This is a genomic window from Micromonospora sp. D75, from assembly GCF_018070405.1.
GTDB classification, from domain to species: Bacteria; Actinomycetota; Actinomycetes; order Mycobacteriales; family Micromonosporaceae; genus Micromonospora; species Micromonospora chalcea.
Window position 1 is genome coordinate 1 of record NZ_JAGPXV010000008.1, and the last position, 21,715, is coordinate 21,715.

19 protein-coding genes are annotated in these 21,715 nt (G+C 74.2%); 5 read left to right on the forward strand and 14 right to left on the reverse strand.

Annotation, left to right across the window (positions count from 1 at the left end):
* Positions 1-726, reverse strand: a 726-nt coding sequence (locus KBX39_RS01335) for a PQQ-binding-like beta-propeller repeat protein (RefSeq protein WP_312245338.1), incomplete at its 3' end; no start/stop codon positions are given.
* Positions 727-1,019: 293 nt separating this feature from the next.
* Here KBX39_RS01335 and KBX39_RS01340 point away from each other — a divergent pair.
* Complete coding sequence (locus tag KBX39_RS01340; protein WP_247659766.1) at positions 1,020-2,876, forward strand: hypothetical protein; 1,857 nt, start codon at positions 1,020-1,022, stop codon at positions 2,874-2,876.
* A gap of 13 nt (positions 2,877-2,889) precedes the next feature.
* Here the strand turns inward: KBX39_RS01340 and KBX39_RS01345 are convergent, their stop codons facing one another.
* A complete protein-coding gene (locus tag KBX39_RS01345) occupies positions 2,890-4,671 on the reverse strand; it encodes a hypothetical protein (RefSeq protein WP_210868796.1) in 1,782 nt (593 codons plus the stop codon).
* Positions 4,629-6,380 (reverse strand): hypothetical protein, encoded by a 1,752-nt coding sequence (locus KBX39_RS01350; RefSeq protein WP_280841730.1) that lies wholly within the window; start codon positions 6,378-6,380, stop codon positions 4,629-4,631. Before KBX39_RS01350 ends, KBX39_RS01345 begins: the two co-directional genes overlap by 43 nt.
* A 333-nt stretch (positions 6,381-6,713) precedes the next feature.
* Here KBX39_RS01350 and KBX39_RS01355 point away from each other — a divergent pair, with 333 nt between their 5' ends.
* Positions 6,714-7,904, forward strand: coding sequence for a hypothetical protein (locus KBX39_RS01355; protein ID WP_064447146.1), 1,191 nt, complete (start codon positions 6,714-6,716; stop codon positions 7,902-7,904).
* Positions 7,905-8,221: 317 nt separating this feature from the next.
* On the opposite strand, the gene KBX39_RS01360 is transcribed toward KBX39_RS01355, so the two are convergent.
* The 5 genes from KBX39_RS01360 to KBX39_RS01380 all read right to left on the reverse strand — a co-directional run bounded on the left by KBX39_RS01360 (position 8,222) and on the right by KBX39_RS01380 (position 15,432).
* Complete coding sequence (locus KBX39_RS01360) at positions 8,222-8,728, reverse strand: GNAT family N-acetyltransferase (RefSeq protein WP_312245341.1); 507 nt, start codon at positions 8,726-8,728, stop codon at positions 8,222-8,224.
* A gap of 131 nt (positions 8,729-8,859) precedes the next feature.
* Positions 8,860-10,803, reverse strand: coding sequence for a 1-deoxy-D-xylulose-5-phosphate synthase (gene dxs / locus KBX39_RS01365; RefSeq protein WP_064447144.1), 1,944 nt, complete (start codon positions 10,801-10,803; stop codon positions 8,860-8,862).
* A gap of 58 nt (positions 10,804-10,861) precedes the next feature.
* Positions 10,862-12,022: an anhydro-N-acetylmuramic acid kinase gene (locus KBX39_RS01370; RefSeq protein WP_187694031.1), complete on the reverse strand. Its 1,161-nt coding sequence runs from the start codon at positions 12,020-12,022 to the stop codon at positions 10,862-10,864.
* Positions 12,023-12,067: 45 nt separating this feature from the next.
* Entirely contained in the window at positions 12,068-13,348 is a 1,281-nt protein-coding gene (locus KBX39_RS01375; RefSeq protein WP_210868803.1) for a TRAM domain-containing protein, read from the reverse strand.
* A complete protein-coding gene (locus KBX39_RS01380) occupies positions 13,345-15,432 on the reverse strand; it encodes an APC family permease (protein WP_043325667.1) in 2,088 nt (695 codons plus the stop codon). Before KBX39_RS01380 ends, KBX39_RS01375 begins: the two co-directional genes overlap by 4 nt.
* 158 nt (positions 15,433-15,590) lie before the next feature.
* Between KBX39_RS01380 and KBX39_RS01385 the strand changes: the two genes are divergently transcribed.
* Together KBX39_RS01385 and KBX39_RS01390 are read left to right on the forward strand one after the other, a co-directional pair.
* A complete protein-coding gene (locus KBX39_RS01385; protein ID WP_043325668.1) occupies positions 15,591-16,256 on the forward strand; it encodes a TrkA family potassium uptake protein in 666 nt (221 codons plus the stop codon).
* A 3-nt stretch (positions 16,257-16,259) separates the two neighbouring features.
* Positions 16,260-16,943, forward strand: coding sequence for a TrkA family potassium uptake protein (locus KBX39_RS01390; protein ID WP_043325670.1), 684 nt, complete (start codon positions 16,260-16,262; stop codon positions 16,941-16,943).
* A gap of 7 nt (positions 16,944-16,950) precedes the next feature.
* Here the strand turns inward: KBX39_RS01390 and KBX39_RS01395 are convergent, their stop codons facing one another.
* The 4 genes from KBX39_RS01395 to dut form a co-directional block, all read right to left on the reverse strand.
* Positions 16,951-17,631, reverse strand: coding sequence for a DUF3159 domain-containing protein (locus tag KBX39_RS01395; RefSeq protein WP_043325672.1), 681 nt, complete (start codon positions 17,629-17,631; stop codon positions 16,951-16,953).
* Positions 17,628-18,008, reverse strand: coding sequence for an OB-fold nucleic acid binding domain-containing protein (locus tag KBX39_RS01400; RefSeq protein ID WP_043325675.1), 381 nt, complete (start codon positions 18,006-18,008; stop codon positions 17,628-17,630). Before KBX39_RS01400 ends, KBX39_RS01395 begins: the two co-directional genes overlap by 4 nt.
* A gap of 172 nt (positions 18,009-18,180) precedes the next feature.
* A complete protein-coding gene (locus tag KBX39_RS01405) occupies positions 18,181-18,804 on the reverse strand; it encodes a DUF3710 domain-containing protein (protein WP_210868805.1) in 624 nt (207 codons plus the stop codon).
* A 25-nt stretch (positions 18,805-18,829) separates the two neighbouring features.
* Positions 18,830-19,327, reverse strand: a complete 498-nt coding sequence (dut, locus tag KBX39_RS01410; RefSeq protein WP_030502984.1) for a dUTP diphosphatase — start codon at positions 19,325-19,327, stop codon at positions 18,830-18,832.
* Positions 19,328-19,412: 85 nt separating this feature from the next.
* On the opposite strand from dut, the gene KBX39_RS01415 reads away from it, so the two are divergent.
* Positions 19,413-19,904, forward strand: a complete 492-nt coding sequence (locus KBX39_RS01415; protein WP_064447141.1) for a DUF3093 domain-containing protein — start codon at positions 19,413-19,415, stop codon at positions 19,902-19,904.
* Positions 19,905-19,966: 62 nt separating this feature from the next.
* On the opposite strand, the gene KBX39_RS01420 is transcribed toward KBX39_RS01415, so the two are convergent.
* A complete protein-coding gene (locus KBX39_RS01420; protein ID WP_064447140.1) occupies positions 19,967-20,785 on the reverse strand; it encodes a hypothetical protein in 819 nt (272 codons plus the stop codon).
* A gap of 260 nt (positions 20,786-21,045) precedes the next feature.
* Positions 21,046-21,342 (reverse strand): DUF4193 domain-containing protein, encoded by a 297-nt coding sequence (locus tag KBX39_RS01425; protein WP_013284790.1) that lies wholly within the window; start codon positions 21,340-21,342, stop codon positions 21,046-21,048.
* Positions 21,343-21,715 lie beyond the last annotated feature (373 nt).

Consider the following 21,715-nt stretch of genomic DNA (forward strand, 5'->3'; position numbering starts at 1 on the left):
GCGCGCCCACCGGTCCACGCTCCAGCGCACGGCGCCGGTCGCCGGGTCGAGCGCAGTCATCCCGGCGCCCGGCCGGACGGCGCAGAGCAGGGCGCCGCACCTGTCGACGTAGTCGACGAGCTTCTGTTCGACGGTCCAGCGCGGTCGCAGCGTGTCCAGGTCGTACGCCTCGATGAGCCCGCCGCCGATCTCCAGCAGCAGCCCGGCCACGGTCATCACGTGGCGCGGGCCGGGCGGTCGCACCGGGTGCAGGTCCCGGGCCGCGACCCGCGCGCCGGTGCGCGCGTCCACGACCACCACCTGCCCGGTGGCCGGCCACAACAGCATGCGTTCCGTCCCGGAGCCGTAATCGAACCCCAGCATGCCCGTCGAGGGCAGCGTCCACATCGTCCTTCCGTCGGCCGGGTCGACCCGGGTGATCGACGGGCGGGGGTCGGACGCGGCGGACTGCGACAGCAGCACCCGGCCGACCGCGAACGCGACGCCGCGCCGGCGCCAGACGTCCGCGCCGGTGGCCGCGTCGTACGTCACCGTCTCCCAGTCCTCGTCGTTGCCGGCCGGGCCGGCCACCATCACCCGGCCGTCCTGCTCCCACACCGACACGGCGGTGCCGATGCCGGGCAGCGGACTGCGCCACAGTTCCCGCCCTTCGCGGTAGGCGACGATCTCCCGCCCGTCACCGCGGTTCGGCCGCACCACGTACACCACGTCGCCGGAGACGAACACGGCCGAGCCCAGGCCGCCGGGCAGCGTCCACTCCGCCGGTCCTCGCGGCGGCGCGGCGGCGGCGAGCGTGAGCAGCGCCAGCAGCAGGAGCGCCAGGGTGCGGGCCGGCCGCCCGACGCTGCGCGGCGGGCGGGGGGCCGCCGGGGCGGAGCGTCGTGACGCAACTCCCCCAGATCGATGACGGTCACGACCATCCTCTCCCGCGCGCCCGGCCGCCGTCCGGCCGTGACCGGCATCGCCACAATTCGCCTGTACGATGGCGCGTCGTGGCCGTGCCCGTGGTGGACCCCTCGTTGAACCCCTCGTCCGTCGAGACGGACGCCGTCGTGGCCGATCCGCCGCGCCGTGCCCGTCGCCGGCCGGCCCGCGCCGATCTGCTGGCCATCGGAGCCTATGTGCTGCTCGGTGTTCTCGTCTGCCTCAACTACTGGGGCGACGTGGAGCACCGGGTCTCCTCGCACCTGCCGACCGACCACAGCTGGTTCGAGTGGCTGTTCGCGCACGGCGCGTACTCGGTGCAGCACCTGGAGAACCCGCTGTTCACCACCCGGCAGAACGCGCCGGACGGGGTGAACATGATGGCGAACACCTCGCTGCTCGGGGTGACGCTGCCGCTTGCGCCACTGACGCTGCTGCTCGGCCCGCAGGTGATGTACGCGCTCTACCTGGGCGCGGCGCTGTCGGCGACCGCCGCCACGTCGTACTGGGTGCTGTCGCGGCACCTGGTCCGGTCCCGGGCCGCCGCGTTCGCCGGTGGCGCGTTCCTCGGCTTCGCGCCGGGCATCGTCCACCACGCGAACGGCCAGCCCAACTTCGTGTCGAACTTCCTGCTGCCGCTGATCGTGGCGCGGGTGCTGCGGCTGGGCGAGCCGGGGCGGTGGCGGCGCAACGGGCTGGCGCTCGGGCTGCTGGTGGCGTACCAGGTCTTCATCAACGAGGAGATGCTGCTGCTCACCGCGCTGGCCTGCCTGGTCGTCGTGGTGGCGTACACGGTGCAGCGGCCCCGGGCGGCCCGCGAGCGGGCCGGGTCGTTCCTGGCCGCGCTCGGGCTCGGCGGCGGGCTGGCGCTGCTGCTGACCGCGTACCCGATCTGGTTCCAGTTCAACGGGCCGCAGTCCTACCGCGGATTGCAGGGCGGCGTCTTCCACAACTGGGGCGAGGACCTGGTGGCCTTCGTCACGTTCGCCCGGGACACGATCGCCGGTGACGAGGCGGTGGAGAAGACCATCGGGCTGACCGAGCAGAACACCTGGTTCGGCTGGCCGCTGGTGCTGGTGGCGCTGGGCGCGCTGGTGCTGCTGGTCCGCCGGTCGGTGCCGGCCCGGATCCTGGCCGTGCTGGTGGTCGTCTTCACGATCGCCTCGATCGGCCCGGTGGTGCGGTTCAACGGTGTGGAGACCGACGTCGACGGGCCGTGGGCGTACATTCCGGACGACCTGCCGCTGGTCGAGATGATGATGCCGACCCGGTTGAGCCTGGTCGTGGTGGCCGCCGTGGGTGTGCTGCTCGCCCTGGCGTGGGACGCGCTGGCCGGTGCCGGCCGTCCGCCGGTGCCCGCCCCCCGCGCCGCCGCCGACGACAGCACGGACGACGACGGCGACGGGACGGCCGCGCGCGACACGCGCCGCCGGGTGCTGCGGCTGGCCGGGTACGCCGCGATCGTGGCCGCCCTGGTGCCGCTGATCCCGCGTCCGCTGCCGGCGGAGCACATCGACCCGCCGCCGCGCTTCATCACCGCCGGTGGCTGGCGGCCGTACGTGCCGGAGGGCCGCACGCTGGTGCCGGTGCCGATCCCGAGCAACGTGCACGGGCTGCACACGCTGCGCTGGAGCGCGCTGACCGGACACGAGTTCCCGATCCCGGGCGGCTACTTCATCGGCCCCAACGAACGCGGTGAGGGTGTCTTCGGCGCGCCGAACCGCCCCACCAGCACGCTCATCTACTCCACGATGGACGCCAACGCGGTGCCGGAGATCACCGAGGAGAACCGCCGCCAGGCCGTGGACGACCTGCGCTTCTGGCGGGCGTCGGTGGTGGTGCTCGGGTCCGGTCCGCGCGAGGCGGTGCTGCGTGACCTGATGGCTGAGCTGCTCGGCCCGCCGCAGCGGGTGGACGACGTGTGGCTCTGGGACGTGCGCGACCGGGTCTGAGCCGGCGTCCCGGTCAGCCGGTCAGCGCCCGGACGTCCCACAGGTGCCCGCCGGGCACGTCCCGGCCGGGGCCGAGAAGTGCGTCCAGCGTGGCGCGTACCGGGTCGGCCGGCGTCGAGTCGGCCTGCACCAGCGCCGCCGCCCGCCAGTGCCGCAGGTCGGCGACCGCCTGCCGGCGTTCCGCGTCGCCGACCGGCGGCACCTGGCCGGTCTCGGCGGCCCGGCGCAGCAGCAGCGACGTGGGCCGGTCCGGCGCGCCCCAGCGGGCGGCCGGGTCGTCCGCCGAGCGCGGGCCGATGAAGTAGCCGCCCGGCGCGTCGAACGCCAGCGCGGTGCGCGCCGACCAGAACATGGCCGGGCTGACCGCCGCCCCGGTCACCGGCGGCACCGGCACCAGCGTGCGGCCCTGCGGCACGTACGCCTGCCAGCCGCCGCCGGACACGACGGCCGGGACCGGCGCGACCGGCATCGTGCGGATCGGGGTCGGCGCCAGCGGCAGCAGCGCGGCGGCGACCGCGCCGGCCCACGGCGCCCAGGCGCGCACGGCGCCGTGCCGGACCCGGTCGACAGCGAGCGCCAGCAGCACCCCGAGCACCGGTACGCACACCAGCGCGAAGCGCGCCGGCACCACCAGGTCCAGCAGCGGCACCCCGGCGAGCAGGCGGTACGGGCCGGGCAGTCCGGTGTCGTCGCGGTTCACCACCACCGAGGCGCCGAGCGACAGCGCCGCGAACAGCAGGCCGCACGCGGCGAGCGCGCGTACCAGCGGCCGCCGCCACAGCCGTACCACGACGAGCAGCGCCAGCAGCGGCAGGAACGGGCCGAAGAACGAGTTCTGCTCGGTCGGGTTCGGCGACAGCAGCCCGGCCCGGTGGGCGTCTCCGGCAACTGTCTGCCGGGCGGAGGCGACGAACGAGACCAGGTCCAGCCGGTAGCCCCCGGTGTGGAACGGCATCCCCCGGTAGTGGCCCGGCCCGGCGAACTGGAACCACAGCGGGTACGCCAGCAGCACGCCCGCCGCCAGCGCGCCGATGCCAAGCCGGCGGGCCACCACCGGCGCCAGGCGACGCGCGGCGGCCCGGTCGGCGAGCGCGTACGCCCCGGCGAACACCCCGGCGGACAGCGCCAGGAAGACGAGCACCTCCTCGCCGAGGAACAGCTGGTACGCGACTGCGAGCCCGAGCAGCACGCCGTCGCGGCGTACCCGGTCGGTGGCCGGCCGGAACACCAGCGCGAGGATCACCGGCACCAGGAACTGGGCGGCCATGTGCAGGTGCGCGCCGGCCTGCGCCACCATGCCCGGGGCGAAGCCGCAGACCAGGCCGCCCACCGCGGCGGCGGCCCGGGAGCGGACCAGCCGGCGGGCGAGCAGCGCGTACCAGGCGGTGGCGGTGCCGGCGAGGCTGATCGTCACGGCGACGAGGAACGCCGCCTGGGAGCCGAACGCGACGGTGACCGGGGTGAGCGGCACGCCCAGCCCGAGCACCGACGTGTTCGCCATCAGGTTCACCCCGTCCGGGGCGTTCAGCGCGGCGCTGTGCAGCGGGTTCTCGCCGCCGGTGACCGCGCGGGCGGCCCGGGCCAGCATCCACTCGAACAGGATCTGGTCGCCGGCCTGGTGGAACAGCCGTTCCGGGCGGCGCCACTGGTCGCTGGTGAGCAGCACCGCGAGCGCGAGGTAGCCGGCCACCACCAGCGCGTCGACCGGCCGGCGGCGGGGCGCGGGCGCGGGAGCGGGCTGCTCGGGTGCGGTCAGGCGGGCCGGCTGGTCAGTTTCCGCACGTCCCACAGCCACACGTCCAGCTCCTGCCGTCCGGGCCCGACCAGTTGCTCCACCGTGCGGCGCAGCGGCTCGGCGTTCTGCTCGGCCAGCGGCAGCACCACCACCGCCGCGTTCCAGTGCCGCAGCTCGTCCAGGTAGCGGCGGCGCTGCCGGTCGTCCAACTTCGGCGTCCGGCCGGTGGACGACACCTCCCGCAGCATCTCGCCGATGCCGCTGGGCCGCCCGCCGAAGCGTCCCGGGTCTCCGGTGACGCCGTTGCGCGGGGCGAGGAAGTAGCCGCCGGGGATCTTGAAGTCGAGGTTGGTGCTGGCCGCCCAGCGCATCGGGTCGGTGTTGCCCATCGCCGGCACCGGCACGGACACGAGCGTCTGGTCCGGGCCGACGTACTGCCGCCACCGGTCGGCGGTGATGAACTTCGGCACCGGCTCCCGGGTGGTGACCCGCAACGGCATCGGCGCGATCGGCAGCAGCGCGAGGATCAGGCCGGCGGCGGTGAGCTTGCGGGCCGTCCGCCGGTCCACGCCCCGCAGCGCCCAGGCGCGGCGCACCGCGTACGCGAGCAGGATCGCCACCGTCACGCTGGTGATCAGGCCGAAGCGGGTGGGCACCACGGCGTCCAGCAACGGCAGCCGCACCAGGAACTCCCACGGCCCGGTGACGAGTTCCCGGTCCCACCAGGAGATCCGCTCGCCGAGGGAGAGCACGGCGAAGAACAGCCCGGTCGCGGCCAGCGCCCGGACGATCACGTCGCGCCGCAGCCAGATCACGATGCCCACGGCAATCAGCGACAGGCTCCAGCCGAAGAACGCGTTCTCCTCCGAGTAGTTCGGGGCGAGGTTGACGTTGGCGCGCTCGTTGCCGCCGAACGTGGGCGAGCCGGGGGCGAAGTACGCGGCGATGTCGTTGCCGTAGTCGCGTACCGCGTCGCTGAGCCCGTGGTACGCCATCGGGCCGGCGAACTGCACATACAGCGGGTACGCCAGCAGCGCGCCGGCCAGCGCCGCGCAGACCGCCAGCCCGGCGCCGAGCGGACGCCACGCGGTCGTCCACCGCTCGCGCTGCTGCACCACCACGGCGATCAGGAACACGCCCAGCGCGAGCGCGGTGAAGAGCAGGATCTCCTCGTTGATGAACGCCTGCGCGGTGACCAGCAGCGCCAGCAGCACGCCGTCGCGCACCGGCCGGGTCGAGCGGGTCAGCACCAGCACCCGCCACACGATGAACGGCAGCAGGAACTGGCTGATGATGTTCGGATGCCAGTTGGCGTGCGACAGCATGGCCGGCGAGAACCCGCAGAACCAGGCCGCCACGGCGGCGGCCGGGCGGTGCCGGATCACGTGCCGGGACAGCACCCGGTACCAGGCGGCGGCGGTGCCGGCCAGGCCGAGCGTGACCAGCGTGACGAAGGAGACCGCCGGTCCGAACAGGAGGGTCACCGGCACCATCGGGATGCCGAGCGCCAGGATGGCGGTGTTCGCCATCAGGTTGACGCCGTCGGGGTAGTTGAACTGCTCGGTGAAGAACGGGAACTCGCCGTGCAGCACCACCCGTACCGAGTGGGCCAGGAAGAACTGCACCTGCGCCGGGTCGCTGCTGTAGAGCGCGGCCACCCGCCCGGCCGGGTCGGCCCAGATGCCGCTGGTCACCCAGATCGCGGCGAGCAGGAATCCGCCGTACACGATGAGGTCGATCCGGCGGCGGGTCCACCGCCACCGGCGCACGCGCCGCCCGCCCGGCGTGGCCGGCGCCTCGGGCTCGGCCGGCGGTTGCGGAGGTGTCGTGGTCGCCGGCTCCGGCTCGGCGACGGTGACCGGTGGTGGATCAAGGGTGACGGAGCGGTGGCCCGTCGGGGCGGCGGCGTCCGGCGTCGAGGCGCCGCGGGTCTCGGCAGGCGTCACAATCGGCGGAGTCTACCGGAGCCGGATATTGATACCCGAATCGCCCGTCACGTTCCGCAGTGGTCACTCGACCGAAAGGGTGAGCCGGGCGCGGCCGGGCGGCGGGCCGTCTCGTACCATGTGGGCTTCCGACCGACGACCGGCGAGGGGATCAGGGTGCTTTCAGCCCGCCGAAGCGCTACGACGGGCACCGCGCTGGCAGCTCTGCTGCTGGTCACCGCGGGTTGCGGACCGATCGCGGACCGGAAGCCGGCGGATCTGCGGGTCGGCTACGACAGCCTGGACGGCAACCTCGCGGTGTGGCCGCCGCGCGGCAGCCTGGCCGGCGACGCGGCGGCGACCGCCGCGATCACCACAGCGGTACGCGAGTGGCGCTCCCCGGTGGACGACCGGGTACACGTGCCCACCTCCGGCATCCTCTTCTCCGGTCAGGTGGCCGGCTCCGCGCTGGCGCTGGTCGCCGCCGATGTGCCCGGTGACGCCGCCTCCTGGCTGCTGCAACTCGACCGGGACGGGCAGCGCTGGCGGGTGGCCCACGCCACCGAGTACACCGACCCCGGCTACCTGGTCTACTCCGACGTGCTGCCGGTGCGCGACCCGGACGGCCGCCGCTACCTCACCTCGGCCCGCGTCGCACGCCTGCTCGGCCCCGACGGCAAGGCCGTCACCAGCACCGACGGCGTCACCGAGCCGGTCGCCGTGCCGGCGTGCCGGGCCGTCGAGCTGACCGCGGCGCTGCGGCCCACGACGTCACTGCCGCGCGGCAAGGCCGCGGACCGCGTCCTCGACCTGGGTACGGCCACCGAAGCGCCCCGCTACCCCCTGGTACGCGACGACACGGGCGCCGGGAAGCGCGCGCTGACCGGGCTGGACACCTGCGTGCTGGCCGGTGAGCGGGGCCCGTTCGGCAGTGTGCCGCGCCGCATCGGCGACCGGGACGCGCCCCGTTCCGCGCCGGAGTCCTGGCCGATGGCGAAGATCGCCACCCGTTCGCTCGGTTCGGTGGCGCTCGGCGACGGGGAGCCGGGCGAGTTGGAACAGTTGAGCTGGGACAGTCCCAGCGGGACGATGACCGCGGTGGTCTACCGGCCCGCGGACGGCGGCACGCCGGTGGTCTCCCCCGCCGACCGGTCCACCACGCTCCAGGCGTACCACCTGCCGATGCCCGGCCGGCCGCTGGCGGTGCTGAGCTGGCGTACGGGCGAGGTGTCGTTCTCCGCCCCGCCCGGCACCACCCGCCTGGTGGACCGTCCCGGCCTGGTGGTCGTCGAGCACACCGACCAGCGGCAGACGTTCAGCCTGGCCGGCACCGAGAAGACCTGGTACCGATCCCTCCCCACCCCGTAACCCCCGCTCTCCCGCCCCGCCGCCCACCCCGTCGATCATGAACTTGACGGCGACAAACCGGACACCAATCCACGGCCAACCTCATGATCACCCGACTGGCTCGGTGATCAAGGAGTTTGTGTCGTCCGGGAGGCTCTCCACGCACCCAAACTCCTTGGTCAACAGGGCAGGCCAGGGCGGGGCCAGGGCTGGAGGGACTCGGCGATCTTGCAGTGAGGGCCCCGCCGATCAGGGCAAAACCGGCAACCTCGGGGTCGGAAGTGCAAGATCGACGGGTTCAGGGCGGGCTGAGGTGAGGGTGAGGGCTAAGCGACGGGCTAAGGGTGGGTCAGCTGCATGCCTACGTAGGGGGTTCGGGCCGGGCCGGGGCGGGAGGTGCCGTCGGGGCGCCAACCGTGGCGCGTGTAGAACGCGCGGGCCCGGGTGTTGCGCTCCCACACCTCCAGGACGCCCAGCGCCAACCCCTCGTCCGCCAGGTGACGCACGAACAGCGCGTGCAGCGCGCCACCCACGCCTCGACCCCAGAGTCCCAGATCGACGTGGATCTGGTAGAGCTGCGCGGTCGTCCGCGGATCCAGGTCGGACGAGTGCGGCGGACCCATGGCCAGCACCCCGGCCAGGACACCGTCCACGATGGCGACTCGCACCTGCTTGCGCGCCGAGGTGATTGCCGCCGCCCAGCCCTCCCGCTGCTCCCGGGCCAGCTCCGGAGTGAGGATCTCCTCGGTCGGCAACCCACCGGCCCCGTAGTAGGCGACCCGCGCCCGGCTGTGCAACTCGACGATCCCCGAAAGATCCCCGAGCCCGGCCTCCCGAATCTCCACCGCCCCTCCCTCGACACAAGACATCCAGCGATCTTGCGGTTGCGGCCCTCCCTTATCGGGCTAAGCCGACATCAGGAGGGCCGCAAGTGCAAGATCGACGCGCAGACCGGGCGGCGCGCAGGAGAGCGGGGTCAGCTCTGGGCTCGGGCTCCGTTCGCGGCCGGGTCGACCGGGGTGGCGTCGAGGCTGGAGATCCAGCCGGTGACGTCGCGTGCCACGTCCTGCGCGGTGAGCCGCAGGTCGGCCAGGATCTGCGCGCGGCTGCCGTGCGGGTGCCAGTCGGCCGGCACGCCCATGTCCTTCACCGGTACGCGGACGTCCGCGTCGCGCATCGCCTGCGCCAGCGCGGAGCCGACGCCGCCGATGCGTACGCCGTCCTCCACGGTGACCACGAGCCGGTGCGCGGACGCCAGCTCGACCAGTTCGGCCGGCACCGGGCGCACCCAGCGCGGGTCGACCACAGTCACGCCGTACCCCTGCTCGGCGACCCGGGCGGCGACCTCGACACCGAGGCCGGCGAACGAGCCGACCGCCACCAGCAGCACGTCGGTACGCGCCGACTCGGCCAGCACGTCGACCGGGCCGACCCGGCGTACGGCCGGCAGGTCGGCGGCGACGGTGCCGGTCGGGAAGCGCAGGATGGTCGGGCCGTCGTCCACGGCGATCGCCTCGCGCAGCTCCTCGCGCAGCGTGGCCGAGTCGCGGGGCGCGGCGATCCGCAGGCCGGGCACCACGCCGAAGACCGACATGTCCCAGATGCCGTAGTGGCTGGGCCCGTCCGGACCGGTGATGCCGGCCCGGTCCAGCACGAACGTGACGGGCAGCTTGTGCATCGCCACGTCCAGCAGGACCTGGTCGAACGCGCGGTTGAGGAACGTGGCGTAGACCGCCACCACCGGGTGCAACCCGCCCATGGCGAGGCCGGCGGCGGAGGTGGCCGCGTGCTGCTCGGCGATGCCCACGTCGTAGACCCGCTCCGGGTACTTGCGGGCCAACGTGGCGATGCCGGTGGGCTCGGCCATGGCGGCGGTGATGCCGACCACGTCGGGCCGCTCGTCGGCGATCGCGACCAGCTCGTCGGCGAAGACGTTGGTCCACTTCACCGACGGCACGGCGAGCAGCTTGCCGGTCTCGGCGTCGAACGCGCCGGGGCCGTGCAGGCAGTCGGCCTCGTCGTCCTCCGCGGGACGGTAGCCGTAGCCCTTGCGGGTGACCGCGTGCACGATCACCGGGCCGCCGAAGTTCTTGGCCGCGCGCAGCGCCGCCTCGACCGCCGGCACGTCGTGGCCGTCGACCGGGCCGACGTACTTGATGCCGAGGTCCTCGAACATGGCCTGCGGGGCGACCGCGTCCTTGATGCCCTTCTTGACCGCGTGCAGCACCTCGTACATCGGCTTGCCGACGAACGGGGTGTTGCCCAGCGCGTCCTTGACCGTGTCGAGCACCTTCTCGTAGCCGGGGTTGAGCCGCAGCGACGACAGATGGTCGGCGAGGCCACCGATGGTCGGCGAGTAGGACCGGCCGTTGTCGTTCACGACGATCACCAGCGGGTTGCCGGCGGTGGCGATGTTGTTCAGCGCCTCCCAGCACATGCCGCCGGTGAGCGCGCCGTCGCCGACCACGGCGACCACGGAGCGCTTCTCGCCGCGCAGCGCGTACGCCTTGGCGAGGCCGTCGGCGTACGACAGGGCGGTGGAGGCGTGCGAGTTCTCGATCAGGTCGTGCTCGCTCTCCGCCTGGCTGGGGTAGCCGGAGAGGCCACCGCGCTGGCGGAGCTTGTCGAAGCCCTCCTGCCGGCCGGTGAGGATCTTGTGTACGTACGCCTGGTGGCCGGTGTCGAAGAGGAGCCGGTCGCGGGGGGAGTCGAAGACCCGGTGCATCGCCAGGGTCAGCTCGACCACACCCAGGTTGGGGCCGACGTGGCCGCCGGTGCGGGAGACCTTGGCGATCAGGAAGTCACGGATCTCGGCGGCGAGGATGTCCAGCTGCTCGGCGGTCATCCGCTTCACGTCCTGCGGGCCGCGGACGGTGCCCAGCAGCCGACCGTGGTTGGCCGTGCCCTCTTCAACACTCATGACCGGAGAGTCTATCGGCCGCGCGACAGTCCGCAGCCCGGCCGTGCATCGACCCAGGTCAGGCGTCGACCACCAGCCGCCGGGGCGCGGGTGGGCGCGGCGCGGCGGCGGACGGGCCGGCCGGCGTCCAGGAGCCGAGCACGGCGGCCCGGGACGCGCCGGTCACCGACGGCACCGCGCCCGGCAGGCCGTGCCAGGACAGCCAGCCGAGCAGCGCGAACGCGTACGCCTCCTTGGCCTGGGCGGGCACGCCCAGCTCGTCGGTGGTGCGCAGCCGCCAGCGCCCCTCGCCGAGCGCGGCCAGCCGCGCCCGGAGTGTGGGATTGCGCACTCCGCCGCCGGCGGCCACCACCTCGGTGACCCGGTGCCGGTCGCAGGCGTCGGCTACCGTGCGGGCGGTCAGCTCGGTGAGCGTGGCCAGCACGTCGTCGGCGGCCACCGGCTCGCCGAGCGCGGCCAGCGCCGCGTCCAGGTAGCCGCCGTGGAACAGCTCCTTGCCTGTCGACTTGGGCGGCGGCGCGGCGTAGTACGGCTCGGCGAGCAGCCGGGCCAGCAGCGCCTCGTGCACCCGCCCGGCCGCGGCCCGCGCTCCGTCGACGTCGCAGGGCCGGTCCAGGAAGCGCCGGGCGGCGGCGTCCAGCAGCGCGTTGGCCGGGCCCACGTCGTACCCGAGGACGGGCGCGCCGGGCGCGACCACGGTGAGGTTCGCGATCCCGCCGAGATTCAACGCCGCACGTGGGCCGGCAGCCGGGTCGAGCAGCAGCGCGTCGAACGCCGGGACCAGCGGCGCGCCCTGGCCGCCGGCCGCCACGTCCGCCGAGCGCAGGTCGTGCAGCACGGGTACGCCCACCCGGGCGGCCACCCGGGCCGGCGCGCCGAGCTGGAGCGTGCCGCGCACCCGGCCCGCCTCGACCCAGTGGAAGACCGTCTGCCCGGGCGACACGACCGCGTCGGCAGCGCCCCCGGCCAGCTCGACGCCGGCCGCCGCCGCCTCGGCGAACACCTCGCCGAGCCGGTTGTCCAGCCGGCAGACCGCCTCGATGGTGGTGGCCGCCGGGGGCAGCAGCGCGCTGATCTCGGCCCGCAGGTCGTCCGGGTACGCCAGCTCGCGGTGCCCGAGCGGCCGCAGCCGCAGCGTGTCGCCGTCGGCGGTGAACTCGGCGGCCACCACGTCCACGCCGTCGTAGGACGTGCCCGACATCAGCCCGACGATGCGCAAGGAAGGGCCCCTTCTTAACGGATCCGGTAGTAAAAGGGCCCCTTCTTAACGCGCAGGGCCGGGGCCGTGCGCGGGCAGGAACAGGCCGACCAGCTCCACGTGCTGGGTCATCGGGAACAGGTCGTACCCGCGCAACTCGGCCAGCCGCCACCCCGCCTCGCGGAACGTGCGGACGTCCCGGGCGAAGGCGGCCGGGTCGCACGCCACGTACGCGACCGCGCGCGGCCCGGCGGCCACCACGTCGCGGACCACCGGCGCGCCCGCGCCGGAGCGCGGCGGGTCGAGCACCACCAGGTCGACCGGGCCGGTGATCCGGCGCCGGGCCAGCGCGGTCTCCACCCGCGCCGCGACCACCTCGACGCCGCACAGGTCGGCGAGGTTCTCCCGGGCCGCGGCCACCCCGTCCGGCGCCGACTCGACGAGCGTCACCCGGGCCCCGTCGACCCGTTCGGCGAGCGCGGCGGCGAACAGCCCGGCGCCGCCGTACAGGTCCCAGGCCGTCTCGCCCGGTTGCGGGTCGAGCAGGTCGAGCACCGCGCCGGTCAGCGCGTCCGCCGCCGCCGGGTGCACCTGCCAGAACCCGGAGGCGGGCAGCGTGAAGGACCGCCCGGCCGCCGTCTCCCGGACCCGCTCCGGCCCGCTCACCGCCGTCGGAACCCCCTCGGCGTACGCGACCACGGCGACGTCCCCGCCGGTGCTGGCGACGGTCTCCACCGCGTCGGCGTCGGGCCAGCGGGCGCCGGTCGGCGGGAGCACCGGCAGCTCCTGGATCGCCGGGTGCGCGATCAGGCACCGCTCGATCGGCACCACCTCGTGCGAGCGGTGCTTGAGCAGCCCGGCCCGCCCGGCCGCGTCGACCGCGTACCGGACCCGGGAACGCCAGCCCAGCGGCCCGCCGGGCAGCGCCTCGACGCGTACGCCGAGCGCGTCGATCTGCTCCGCGGTGAGGCCGCCCAGCCGGGTGAGCTGCTCGCGCACCACGGCGAGCTTCCAGTCGAGCTGGGCGGCCGGGGCGACGTGCTGGAGGTCGCAGCCGCCGCACCGGCCCGGCCGGGCGTACGGGCACGGCGGGGTGACCCGGTCCGGTGCGGCGTCCAGGATCTCCACCGCGTCGGCGCGGGCGAAGCCCCGGTGCAGCTCGGTCACCTCGGCGATCACCCGCTCGCCGGGCAGCGCGTGCCGGACGAAGACCACCTGCCCGCCGACGCGGGCCACGCAGTGCCCGCCCGGCGCGACCGCGTCGACTGTCAGCTCGACCCGCTCGGCCTCCTCCAGCCCGGGGCGTTCCGCCGTCGGCACCGGACCGGGACGCTCGTCGGCGCTCACGGCCGCTCCTCCCGCTCGGCGGAGGGCGCGGACGGCGTGGAGGGCGCGGACGGCGCGGACGGGGTGGACGCCACCGGCGGCGGCAGCGTGCTCTGCGGCGCCACCCGGGGGCCGCGCGCCGGGCCCCGGCTGAGCGTGGCGTCCAGCCGGTCCAGGTTCTTGCTGGCGGTGGAGGCGAGCTGCCAGGGCACGCTCGTCACCATCACGCCCGGCTCGAACAGCAGCCGCCCCTTGAGCCGCAGCGCGCTCTGGTTGTGCAGCAGGTTCTCCCACCAGCGCCCCACCACGTACTCGGGAATGAAGACGGTGACCACGTCGCGCGGCGACTCCCGGCGCACCGACGCGACGAAGTTGAGGATCGGCCGGGTGATCTCCCGGTACGGGGAGTCGATCACGGTGAGCGGCACCGGCAGCTCGCGGCGCTCCCAGTCGGCCTGCAGTTCCCGGGTGTCCTGCTCGTCCACGTTCACGGTGACCGCGGTGAGCGTGTCCGGCCGGGTCGCCCGGGCGTACGCGACCGCCCGCAGCGTCGGCTTGTGCAGCTTGCTGACCAGCACGATGGCGTGGTTGCGGGCGGGCAGCACGCCCCGCTGCTCGGTCGGCTCCAGCTCCTCCGCGACCCGGTCGTAGTGCCGGCGGATGCCGAGCATCACCACGTACATCACTGCCATCGCGACGATCGCGATCCACGCCCCGAGCAGGAACTTCGTGGCCAGCACGATGACCAGCACCACGCCGGTCATCACCATGCCGAACGTGTTGATCGCCCGGGAGCGCAGCATCCGGCGGCGCGCCTCCGGGTCCCGCTCGTTGCGAAGGTGCCGGTTCCAGTGCCGGATCATGCCGGCCTGGGAGAGCGTGAACGAGACGAACACCCCGACGATGTAGAGCTGGATGAGCTTGGTCACCTCGGCCTGGAAGCCGATGATCAGCACCACCGCGAAGACGGCCAGGAAGAGGATGCCGTTGGAGAACGCCAGCCGGTCGCCTCGGGTGTGCAGCTGGCGCGGCAGGTAGCGGTCCTGCGCCAGGATCGAGCCGAGCACCGGGAAGCCGTTGAAGGCGGTGTTGGCGGCCAGGAACAGGATCAGCGCGGTCATCCCGGCGACCACGTAGAGCAGCACCGAGCCGCCGCCGAACACGGTCTCCCCGAGCTGCACGGTCACCGTCTTCTGCACGTAGTCGACCGGGCCGGAGACGATCTGCGTCCTCGGGTCCTCGACGAACTGCAGGCCGGTGAGCCGGGACAGCCAGATGATGCCGACCAGCATGGTGACCGCGATGCCGCCGAGCAGCAGCAGCGTGGTCGCCGCGTTCTTCGACTTCGGGGCCTTGAAGGCGGGTACGCCGTTGGAGATCGCCTCCACGCCGGTGAGCGCCGCGCAGCCCGACGAGAACGTGCGCAGCAGCAGGAACACCAGCGCGAACCCGGTGACGCTGTGCTCGGCCTGGATCTCCAGGCCGGCGCTCGGCGCGCGCAGGTCGTCGCCGAGCACGAAGACGCGGACCAGCCCGGTCAGCAGCATGCCGCCGATGACGATCACGAAGCCGTACGTGGGGATGGCGAAGGCGGTGCCGGACTCGCGCAGGCCGCGCAGGTTGATCGCGGTGAGCAGCACCACCGCGCTGACCGCGATGAGCACCTTGTGGGTGGCCACGAACGGCACCACCGAGCCGAGGTTCGCCACGCCGGAGGAGACCGAGACGGCGACGGTGAGCACGTAGTCGACGAGCAGCGCGCTCGCCACCGCCAGGCCGGCCTTGGGACCGAGGTTGACCGTCGCGACCTCGTAGTCGCCGCCGCCGGAGGGGTAGGCGTGCACGTTCTGCCGGTAGCTCGCCACCACGGTGAGCATGACGACTACCACCGCGAGCGCGACCCACGGCGAGAAGAAGAACGCCGAGGCGCCGGCGATGGACAGCGTCAGGAGGATCTCGTCCGGCGCGTACGCCACGCTGGAGAGCGCGTCGGAGGCGAAGACCGGCAACGCGATGCGCTTCGGCAGCAGCGTGTGCTGCAGGCGGTCGGACCGGAACGGTCGACCGAGGAGGAGTCGCTTCAGCAGCGAGGTGGGTCGGGCCACAACCGCCAAGCGTACGACCACCGGATCCGGGGCGCGGGGGTGGTCGATCTCCGGCCTGCGCGTCCGCGCGGTACGGTTCGGTCCCCCGTCCGGCAGGGGGACGTGGCAGGCTCGCAGGCGACGGGTCGGCGGGCGGCGCCGTGGGAGGAGCGGACACCGTGCATGTGGTGATCATGGGCTGCGGCCGGGTCGGGTCGACCCTGGCCCACAGCCTGGAGTCGCGCGGCCACTCGGTGGCGGTGATCGACCAGGACGCGGACGCGTTCCGCCGTCTCGGGCCGGACTTCGCCGGCATCACGGTGACCGGCGCGGGCTTCGACGGTGAGGTGCTGCGCCAGGCCGGCATCGAGCGGGCCGACGCGTTCGCGGCGGTCTCCAGCGGTGACAACTCCAACATCATCTCGGCCCGGCTGGCGCGGGAGACGTTCGGCGTGTCCCGGGTCGCGGCCCGCATCTACGACCAGCGCCGGGCGCAGGTCTACGAGCGGCTGGGCATCCCCACCGTGGCGACCGTCCGGTGGACGGCCGACCGGATGCTGCGCCACCTGGTCCCCGAGGGCAACGTGGAGATCTTCCGCGACCCGACCAGCACCGTGTCGATCATGGAGGTGCCGGTGCACAAGGACTGGATCGGCCGGCCGCTGCGGCAGCTGGAGCAGGCCGCCGGCGCCCGGGTGGCCTACCTGAACCGGTTCGGCATCGGCACCCTGCCCACCGCCTCCACCGTGGTGCAGGAGGGCGACCAGGTCTTCATGCTGGTGACCGACGACATCAACGGCCCGGTCACGTCGGTGGCGGCGGCGCCGCCGGAAGGGGGGCACTGAGCCATGCGGATCGCCATCGCCGGCGCCGGCAACGTGGGCCGCTCGATCGCCCAGGAGCTGATCGACAACGGCCACCAGGTGATGCTGATCGAGCGGCAGCCGAAGATGCTGCGGCCCGACCGGGTGCCCGCCGCCGACTGGGTGCTCGCCGACGCGTGCGAGCTGGCCAGCCTGGAGGAGGCCGACGTGGCCGGGTGCGACGTGGTCGTCGCGGCCACCGGCGACGACAAGGTCAACCTCGTGGTGTCGCTGCTGGCCAAGACCGAGTTCGCGGTGCCCCGCGTGGTGGCCCGGGTCAACCGGGCGGAGAACGAGTGGCTGTTCACCGAGCAGTGGGGCGTCGACGTCGCGGTCAGCAAGCCGCGCGTGATGGCGGCGCTGGTCGAGGAGGCGGTCACCGTCGGCGACCTGGTCCGGCTGATGACGTTCCGGCAGGGCGAGGCGAACCTGGTCGAGATCACCCTGCCGCCGACCGCGCCCTACGTGGGGCAGGCGATCCACGCGGTGCCGATCCCCCGGGACGCGGCGCTGGTGGCGATCGTGCGCGGCAAGCGGGTGCTGGTGCCCACCCCGGACGACCCGATCGAGGCCGGCGACGAGCTGGTGTTCGTCTGCACCGCCGCGGTGGAGGACGACGTACGCGCGGTGATCCTCGGCCCGGCCAGCGCGGACCGCCACCGTTCCTGAAGCGGCCTCAGGCGCCCGGCAGCGGGGTGGGCGCGCCCTCCCGGGTGACCCGGCGGACCACCCAGACGGTGATCAGCAACAGCAGCGCGTACGGCGGGTAGCCCAGCGCGAGCCGGGCCACGCCAAGCGCGGTGTCCTGGTGGGCCAGGTAGAGCCCGGCCTGTACGCCGACTTTGGCCAGCCACACCACGCCCCACAGCACGGTGAGCTGGGTGAAGGTGCGGACCAGCCTGGGGTCGTCGCGCCACTCGGAGCGGCCCTTGGCGACCAGCACCGACCAGATCCAGCCGACCAGCGGCTGCCGGATCGCGGCCGAGAGCAGCAGCGCCAGGCCGTAGCCGATGCCGTAGAGGATGCCGGGCAGGTAGAAGTCGCGCTCGTCGCCGGTACGCAGGGCCAGCAGCGCGCCGATGCCGACGCCGAACAGGCCGTTCACCGCGTGCCGCACCGGCTTGCGCTGGGCCAGCCGCAGGCCGGCGATCAGCAGCGCCACCGCTACCGAGGCGTACACGGCGGGGCGCAGCTCGCCGATCACGTTGGCGACCACGAAGACCACCACCGGGATGCTCGACTCGACCAGCCCGCGCCATCCGCCGAGCTGGTCGGCCATCTGCTCGGCGAGGCTGGGCAGCCGCTCCTCGTCCTGCGGGCCGAGACCCGACGGGGTGTGCTGCTGTCCGGTCGTCACTTCGGCGACTCCAGCTCGTAGTACGGGTTGTAGATCACCTTGCGGTCGTCACGCACCGCCACCCGGCCGCGCGCGGTCAGGTGCCGGCCCGGCTCGATCCCGGCGATGTGCCGACGGCCCAGCCAGACCAGCGTGACGACGTCGGTGCCGTCGTAGAGGTCCGCCTCCAGCGTGGGCAGGTTCGTCCGCGGCGTGTAGACGACGGTGCGCAGCCGCCCGGCCACCGACACCACCTGGCCCCTGTTGCACTGGCGGGCCGGCGTGCCGCCGGACTCGGCGCTCTCCCGGCGCAGCTCCTGCGCCTCGATCTCGGCCTCGCTGGCGGTGAGCCGGTGCAGGAGCCGCCGCAGCGACCCCCGGCTCTCGTCGGTCGTCATGACCTCCGCGTCACCCTCTCCACAGCGGGGCCCCGCTGGTGGCGGAACCGTCCCGCCAGCGTACGCCGACACGGCCCGCCGGCGGGAGCGCCGTGGTACGCGTACCGCCGCCCGGGACGCCGGCACGCCGCGGGCCCGGCGCCGTTCGACGCCGGGCCCGGGCACGTGTGGATCAGACCTCCTGCTGCTCGGCGGCGGCCTGCTGCTCGGCGACCTCGCGGGGCAGCCGCAGCGGCAGCGGCTCGCGCACCGGCTTGGCCTCCTGCCCGCGGTCGACCACCAGGCCGTCCAGGCAGGCCGTCAGCGGCCCGGCGGTGGCCGCCTCGGTGGCCGCGAGGCCCTGGAAGACGCCGCGCACCATCCAGCGCGGGCCGTCGATGCCGACGAAGCGCAGGTCGGTCGGGCCGTCCGGGGTACGCACCCGGGCGCGCAGCTCGGGACCGCGCTCCCCGTCGACCTCCTCGACGGTGGCGCCGTCGGCGACGAGCGACTGGCGGATCTCCTCGCGCACCTCGTCCCAGATGCCCTCGGAGCGGGGCGCGGCGAAGACGCCGAGCTGCAGCGCGCTCTGCCCGTGCACCAGCACCACCTGCTGGATCACGCCCTGCGGGTCGGCCTGGACGCGCACCTCCACGTCCGGCACCGCCGGGATCTGGAGGCTGCCCAGGTCGAGCCGGGGCGCGTCGGGGGCCTCGCTGACGTCGTACGGCCCGCGGTCCGGCGCCGACGGGGTCTCCTCGGCGTCGAGGACCCCATTGTCACGCGCCTCGTCGGCCCGCTTCCGGGAGAAGATCACTGCGCCCACCCTCCGCTGTTCGCACTCACCCTGCCACCTCTTCGCTCTGCCCGCCGGACGGCGCCGGGACCAGGCCGGCGTGCCCGCCGGTGGACCCGTGCCCGCCCGTGCCACGCCGGGACGCGGGCAGCTCGGCCACCGGCCGGAACTCGGCCCGGGCGACCCGCTGGACCACCAGTTGCGCGATGCGGTCGCCCCGGCTGATCTTGGCTGGCGTGTCCCGATCGTGGTTGATCAGGTTGACCAGGATCTCACCCCGGTAGCCGGCGTCGACCGTACCGGGCGCGTTGAGCACCGTCACGCCGAGCCTCGCCGCCAGACCGGATCGGGGGTGGACCAGCCCGACGTACCCGTCGGGCAGCGCCACCGACACGCCGGTGGGCACCAGGGCCCGGCCGCCGGGGGGCAGCTCGACGTCCGCGGCGGCCACCAGGTCCGCGCCGGCGTCACCGGGATGGGCGTACGCCGGCAGCGGCAGCTCCGGGTCGAGCAGTCGCACGGGCACGGGTACGACGTCTGTCACGGTCATCCTCTTCCGTCCGGTCCTGCGGGGGTGCCCTGTCATCCTGCCGGTTGCCGGGCCCGCGACGCGCCGTACCCTCGTCAGTGTGCGTCAGTCGTCATCTCCGGCCGCGCCGCCGGCCACCGCCGCGCCGTACGCGGAGCGCCTCGGTCTGCCCTGGTGGGCCTGGCCGCTCGGGCTGGCCGCGGCCGCGCTGCTCGCGGTCGAACTGTGGATGGGCGCGACCGGCGTCCGCGCCTGGCTGCCGTTCGTGCTGCTGATCCCCGCCGCGGTGGCCGCCCTGTGGTGGCTGGGCCGGATCCGGGTCGAGGTGCGCGACGGCGAGCTGCGGGTGGACGACGCCCACCTCCCGGTGCGGTACGTCGCGGACGTGGTGCCGCTGGACGCGGCCGGCCGGCGCGAGGTGCTCGGCGTCGGCTCCGACCCGCTGGCCTTCGTGGTGCAGCGTCCGTGGATCGACGGCGCCGTGCAGGTGGTGCTGGACGACCCGGAGGACCCGACCCCGTTCTGGGTGGTCAGCACCCGGCACCCGGTCCAGCTGGCGGCCGCCGTCCTGGCCGCCCGCGACGCGGCCTGATCCGACGCCGCCCCGAGGCGGCCTGACCCGGCGCCGCCCGCGAGCGGCCGGTCCGCCGCCGGTCAGGACGGCTTGTCCGGCAGTGCCCGGGCGGTCCGCCGCAGGTCCTTGCGCAATTGCTCGCCGAGCGCGCGGGTGGCCCGGCGGTTGAGGTAGCCGGCCACGGCGGCGCCGGTCAGGAACGGCCCGAGCGTGGTGAGGTTGCGCCCGAATCGGCGCATCAGACTGTCCCGCAGCTCGCGGCGGGCGGCGGTGCCGAGCACCGCGCTCACTCCGACGCCCGGCATCATCGGGTTGACCCCGCGCTGGGTGGCCCAGGACTGCACCAGCGACACCGCGCGGCCGGCGCCGCCGGCCGGCAGCGGCACCCGGTGGACCTCGTGCAGCTCGCCGATGAGTTTCAGCTCGATCGCCACCACCGCGACCGTCTCGGCGGCCAGCAGGACGGGGGCGGAGAGCAGCGTGGGCGTCACCGCCCACTCGACGGCTGCCACTCCGCCGCCGGCCGCGCCGACCCCGGCGGTGGCCCGGGACGCGTTGCGGACCAGCCGGTCGGCGAGCGCGTCGTCGTCCAGGCCGGGGAAGTGCCGCCGCAGCGTGGCGAGGTCGCGGATCGGCACGTGCGGGGCGATCTCGGCGACCGTGTCGGTCATCCAGCGCACCGCCGCCCTCGGCTTGAACAGGTCGGTGATCCCCCGGGCGCGGGCCTGCCCGACCAGCCGGGTCAGCAGTTGCCGCCGGCGGGCCGGGGCGATGTCGTCGGCGGTCAGGGCGGCGACCGTCGCGCCGAGTTCCCCGGCGTCCGCGCCCGGCTCACCGGACGTCGAACCGGAGCCGGTAGTGGCCGCCGTCGCGGCGAGTTCGGTGGAGGCCGGCGGCACGGTGGAGCCGCCAGGTGCGGGCACGGCGGAGCCGGTCGGTGTCGCATCCGGCCCGGTCGGTGCCGGTCTCGCCGCTGGAGCCGGGGTCCGGTCGGCGCCGGTCCCCTCGCTGCGCTCGCTCACCCGTCCGCCCTCCTTGCTCCGCGCGGCGTGGCAGCCGCCCGTAACGAGTCAAGCAGCAACCGGCCACCGGCGCACGGCGGCGGCTCGAACAGCGGCGGCCCCGTCGAGGAGGCCGCCGCCGGTGTCCCCGGTCGGGATCAGACGCACTCGCGGCAGATCAGGTCGCCGTTGCGCTCGACCGCCAGCTGGCTGCGGTGGTGGACCAGGAAGCAGCGGGCGCACCGGAACTCGTCCTGCTGCATCGGAAGGACCTTGACCGTGAGCTCCTCGTCGGCCAGGTCGGCGCCGGGCAGCTCGAAGCTCTCGGCCACCTCGGCCTCGTCGACGTCCACGGCGCCCGACTGTGAGTCGACCCGCCGGGCCTTGAGCTCTTCGAGGCTGTCCTCGCCGAGGTCGACCTCGTCGCGACGCGGGGCGTCGTAGTCGGTGGCCATCGGTTTCACTCTCCAATATCGATATTGTCGCTGCCGGTTGTAACGCCGGACGACGCCGTTTCGGTTCCCCTGACCGGCCACCATCTCTGTCGGGCACCCGACCCGACGAGCGGTGGGCCGGGCTCGCCGGTGCGAAATGCCCCCGGTGAGCGCGGAACCTTACCCCCCCTGTGGGCGAGGCATGTATACCGCCCTCGCGGGGGAGATGTACGCCTCGGCGCCCGAAGTTGTTCCCAATGTGACTCAGGCGACACGAAGATAGGGGTAGTCCTACCGGTTCACCGCGTGGCGCGCCGGTATGTCGGACTGTTTCCACGCCTGAGCCGGACAACGGTTAACCTCAGCGGCGTACTGGACGGCCGACCGGTCGCGG

Coding starts and splice junctions, on each gene's coding strand:
- KBX39_RS01425 (WP_013284790.1), bottom strand. CDS start 21,342: ATGGCCACCGACTACGACGCCCCGCGTCGCGACGAGGTCGACCTCGGC.
- KBX39_RS01390 (WP_043325670.1), top strand. CDS start 16,260: ATGCGGATCGCCATCGCCGGCGCCGGCAACGTGGGCCGCTCGATCGCC.
- dxs (WP_064447144.1), bottom strand. CDS start 10,803: ATGAGTGTTGAAGAGGGCACGGCCAACCACGGTCGGCTGCTGGGCACC.
- KBX39_RS01400 (WP_043325675.1), bottom strand. CDS start 18,008: ATGACGACCGACGAGAGCCGGGGGTCGCTGCGGCGGCTCCTGCACCGG.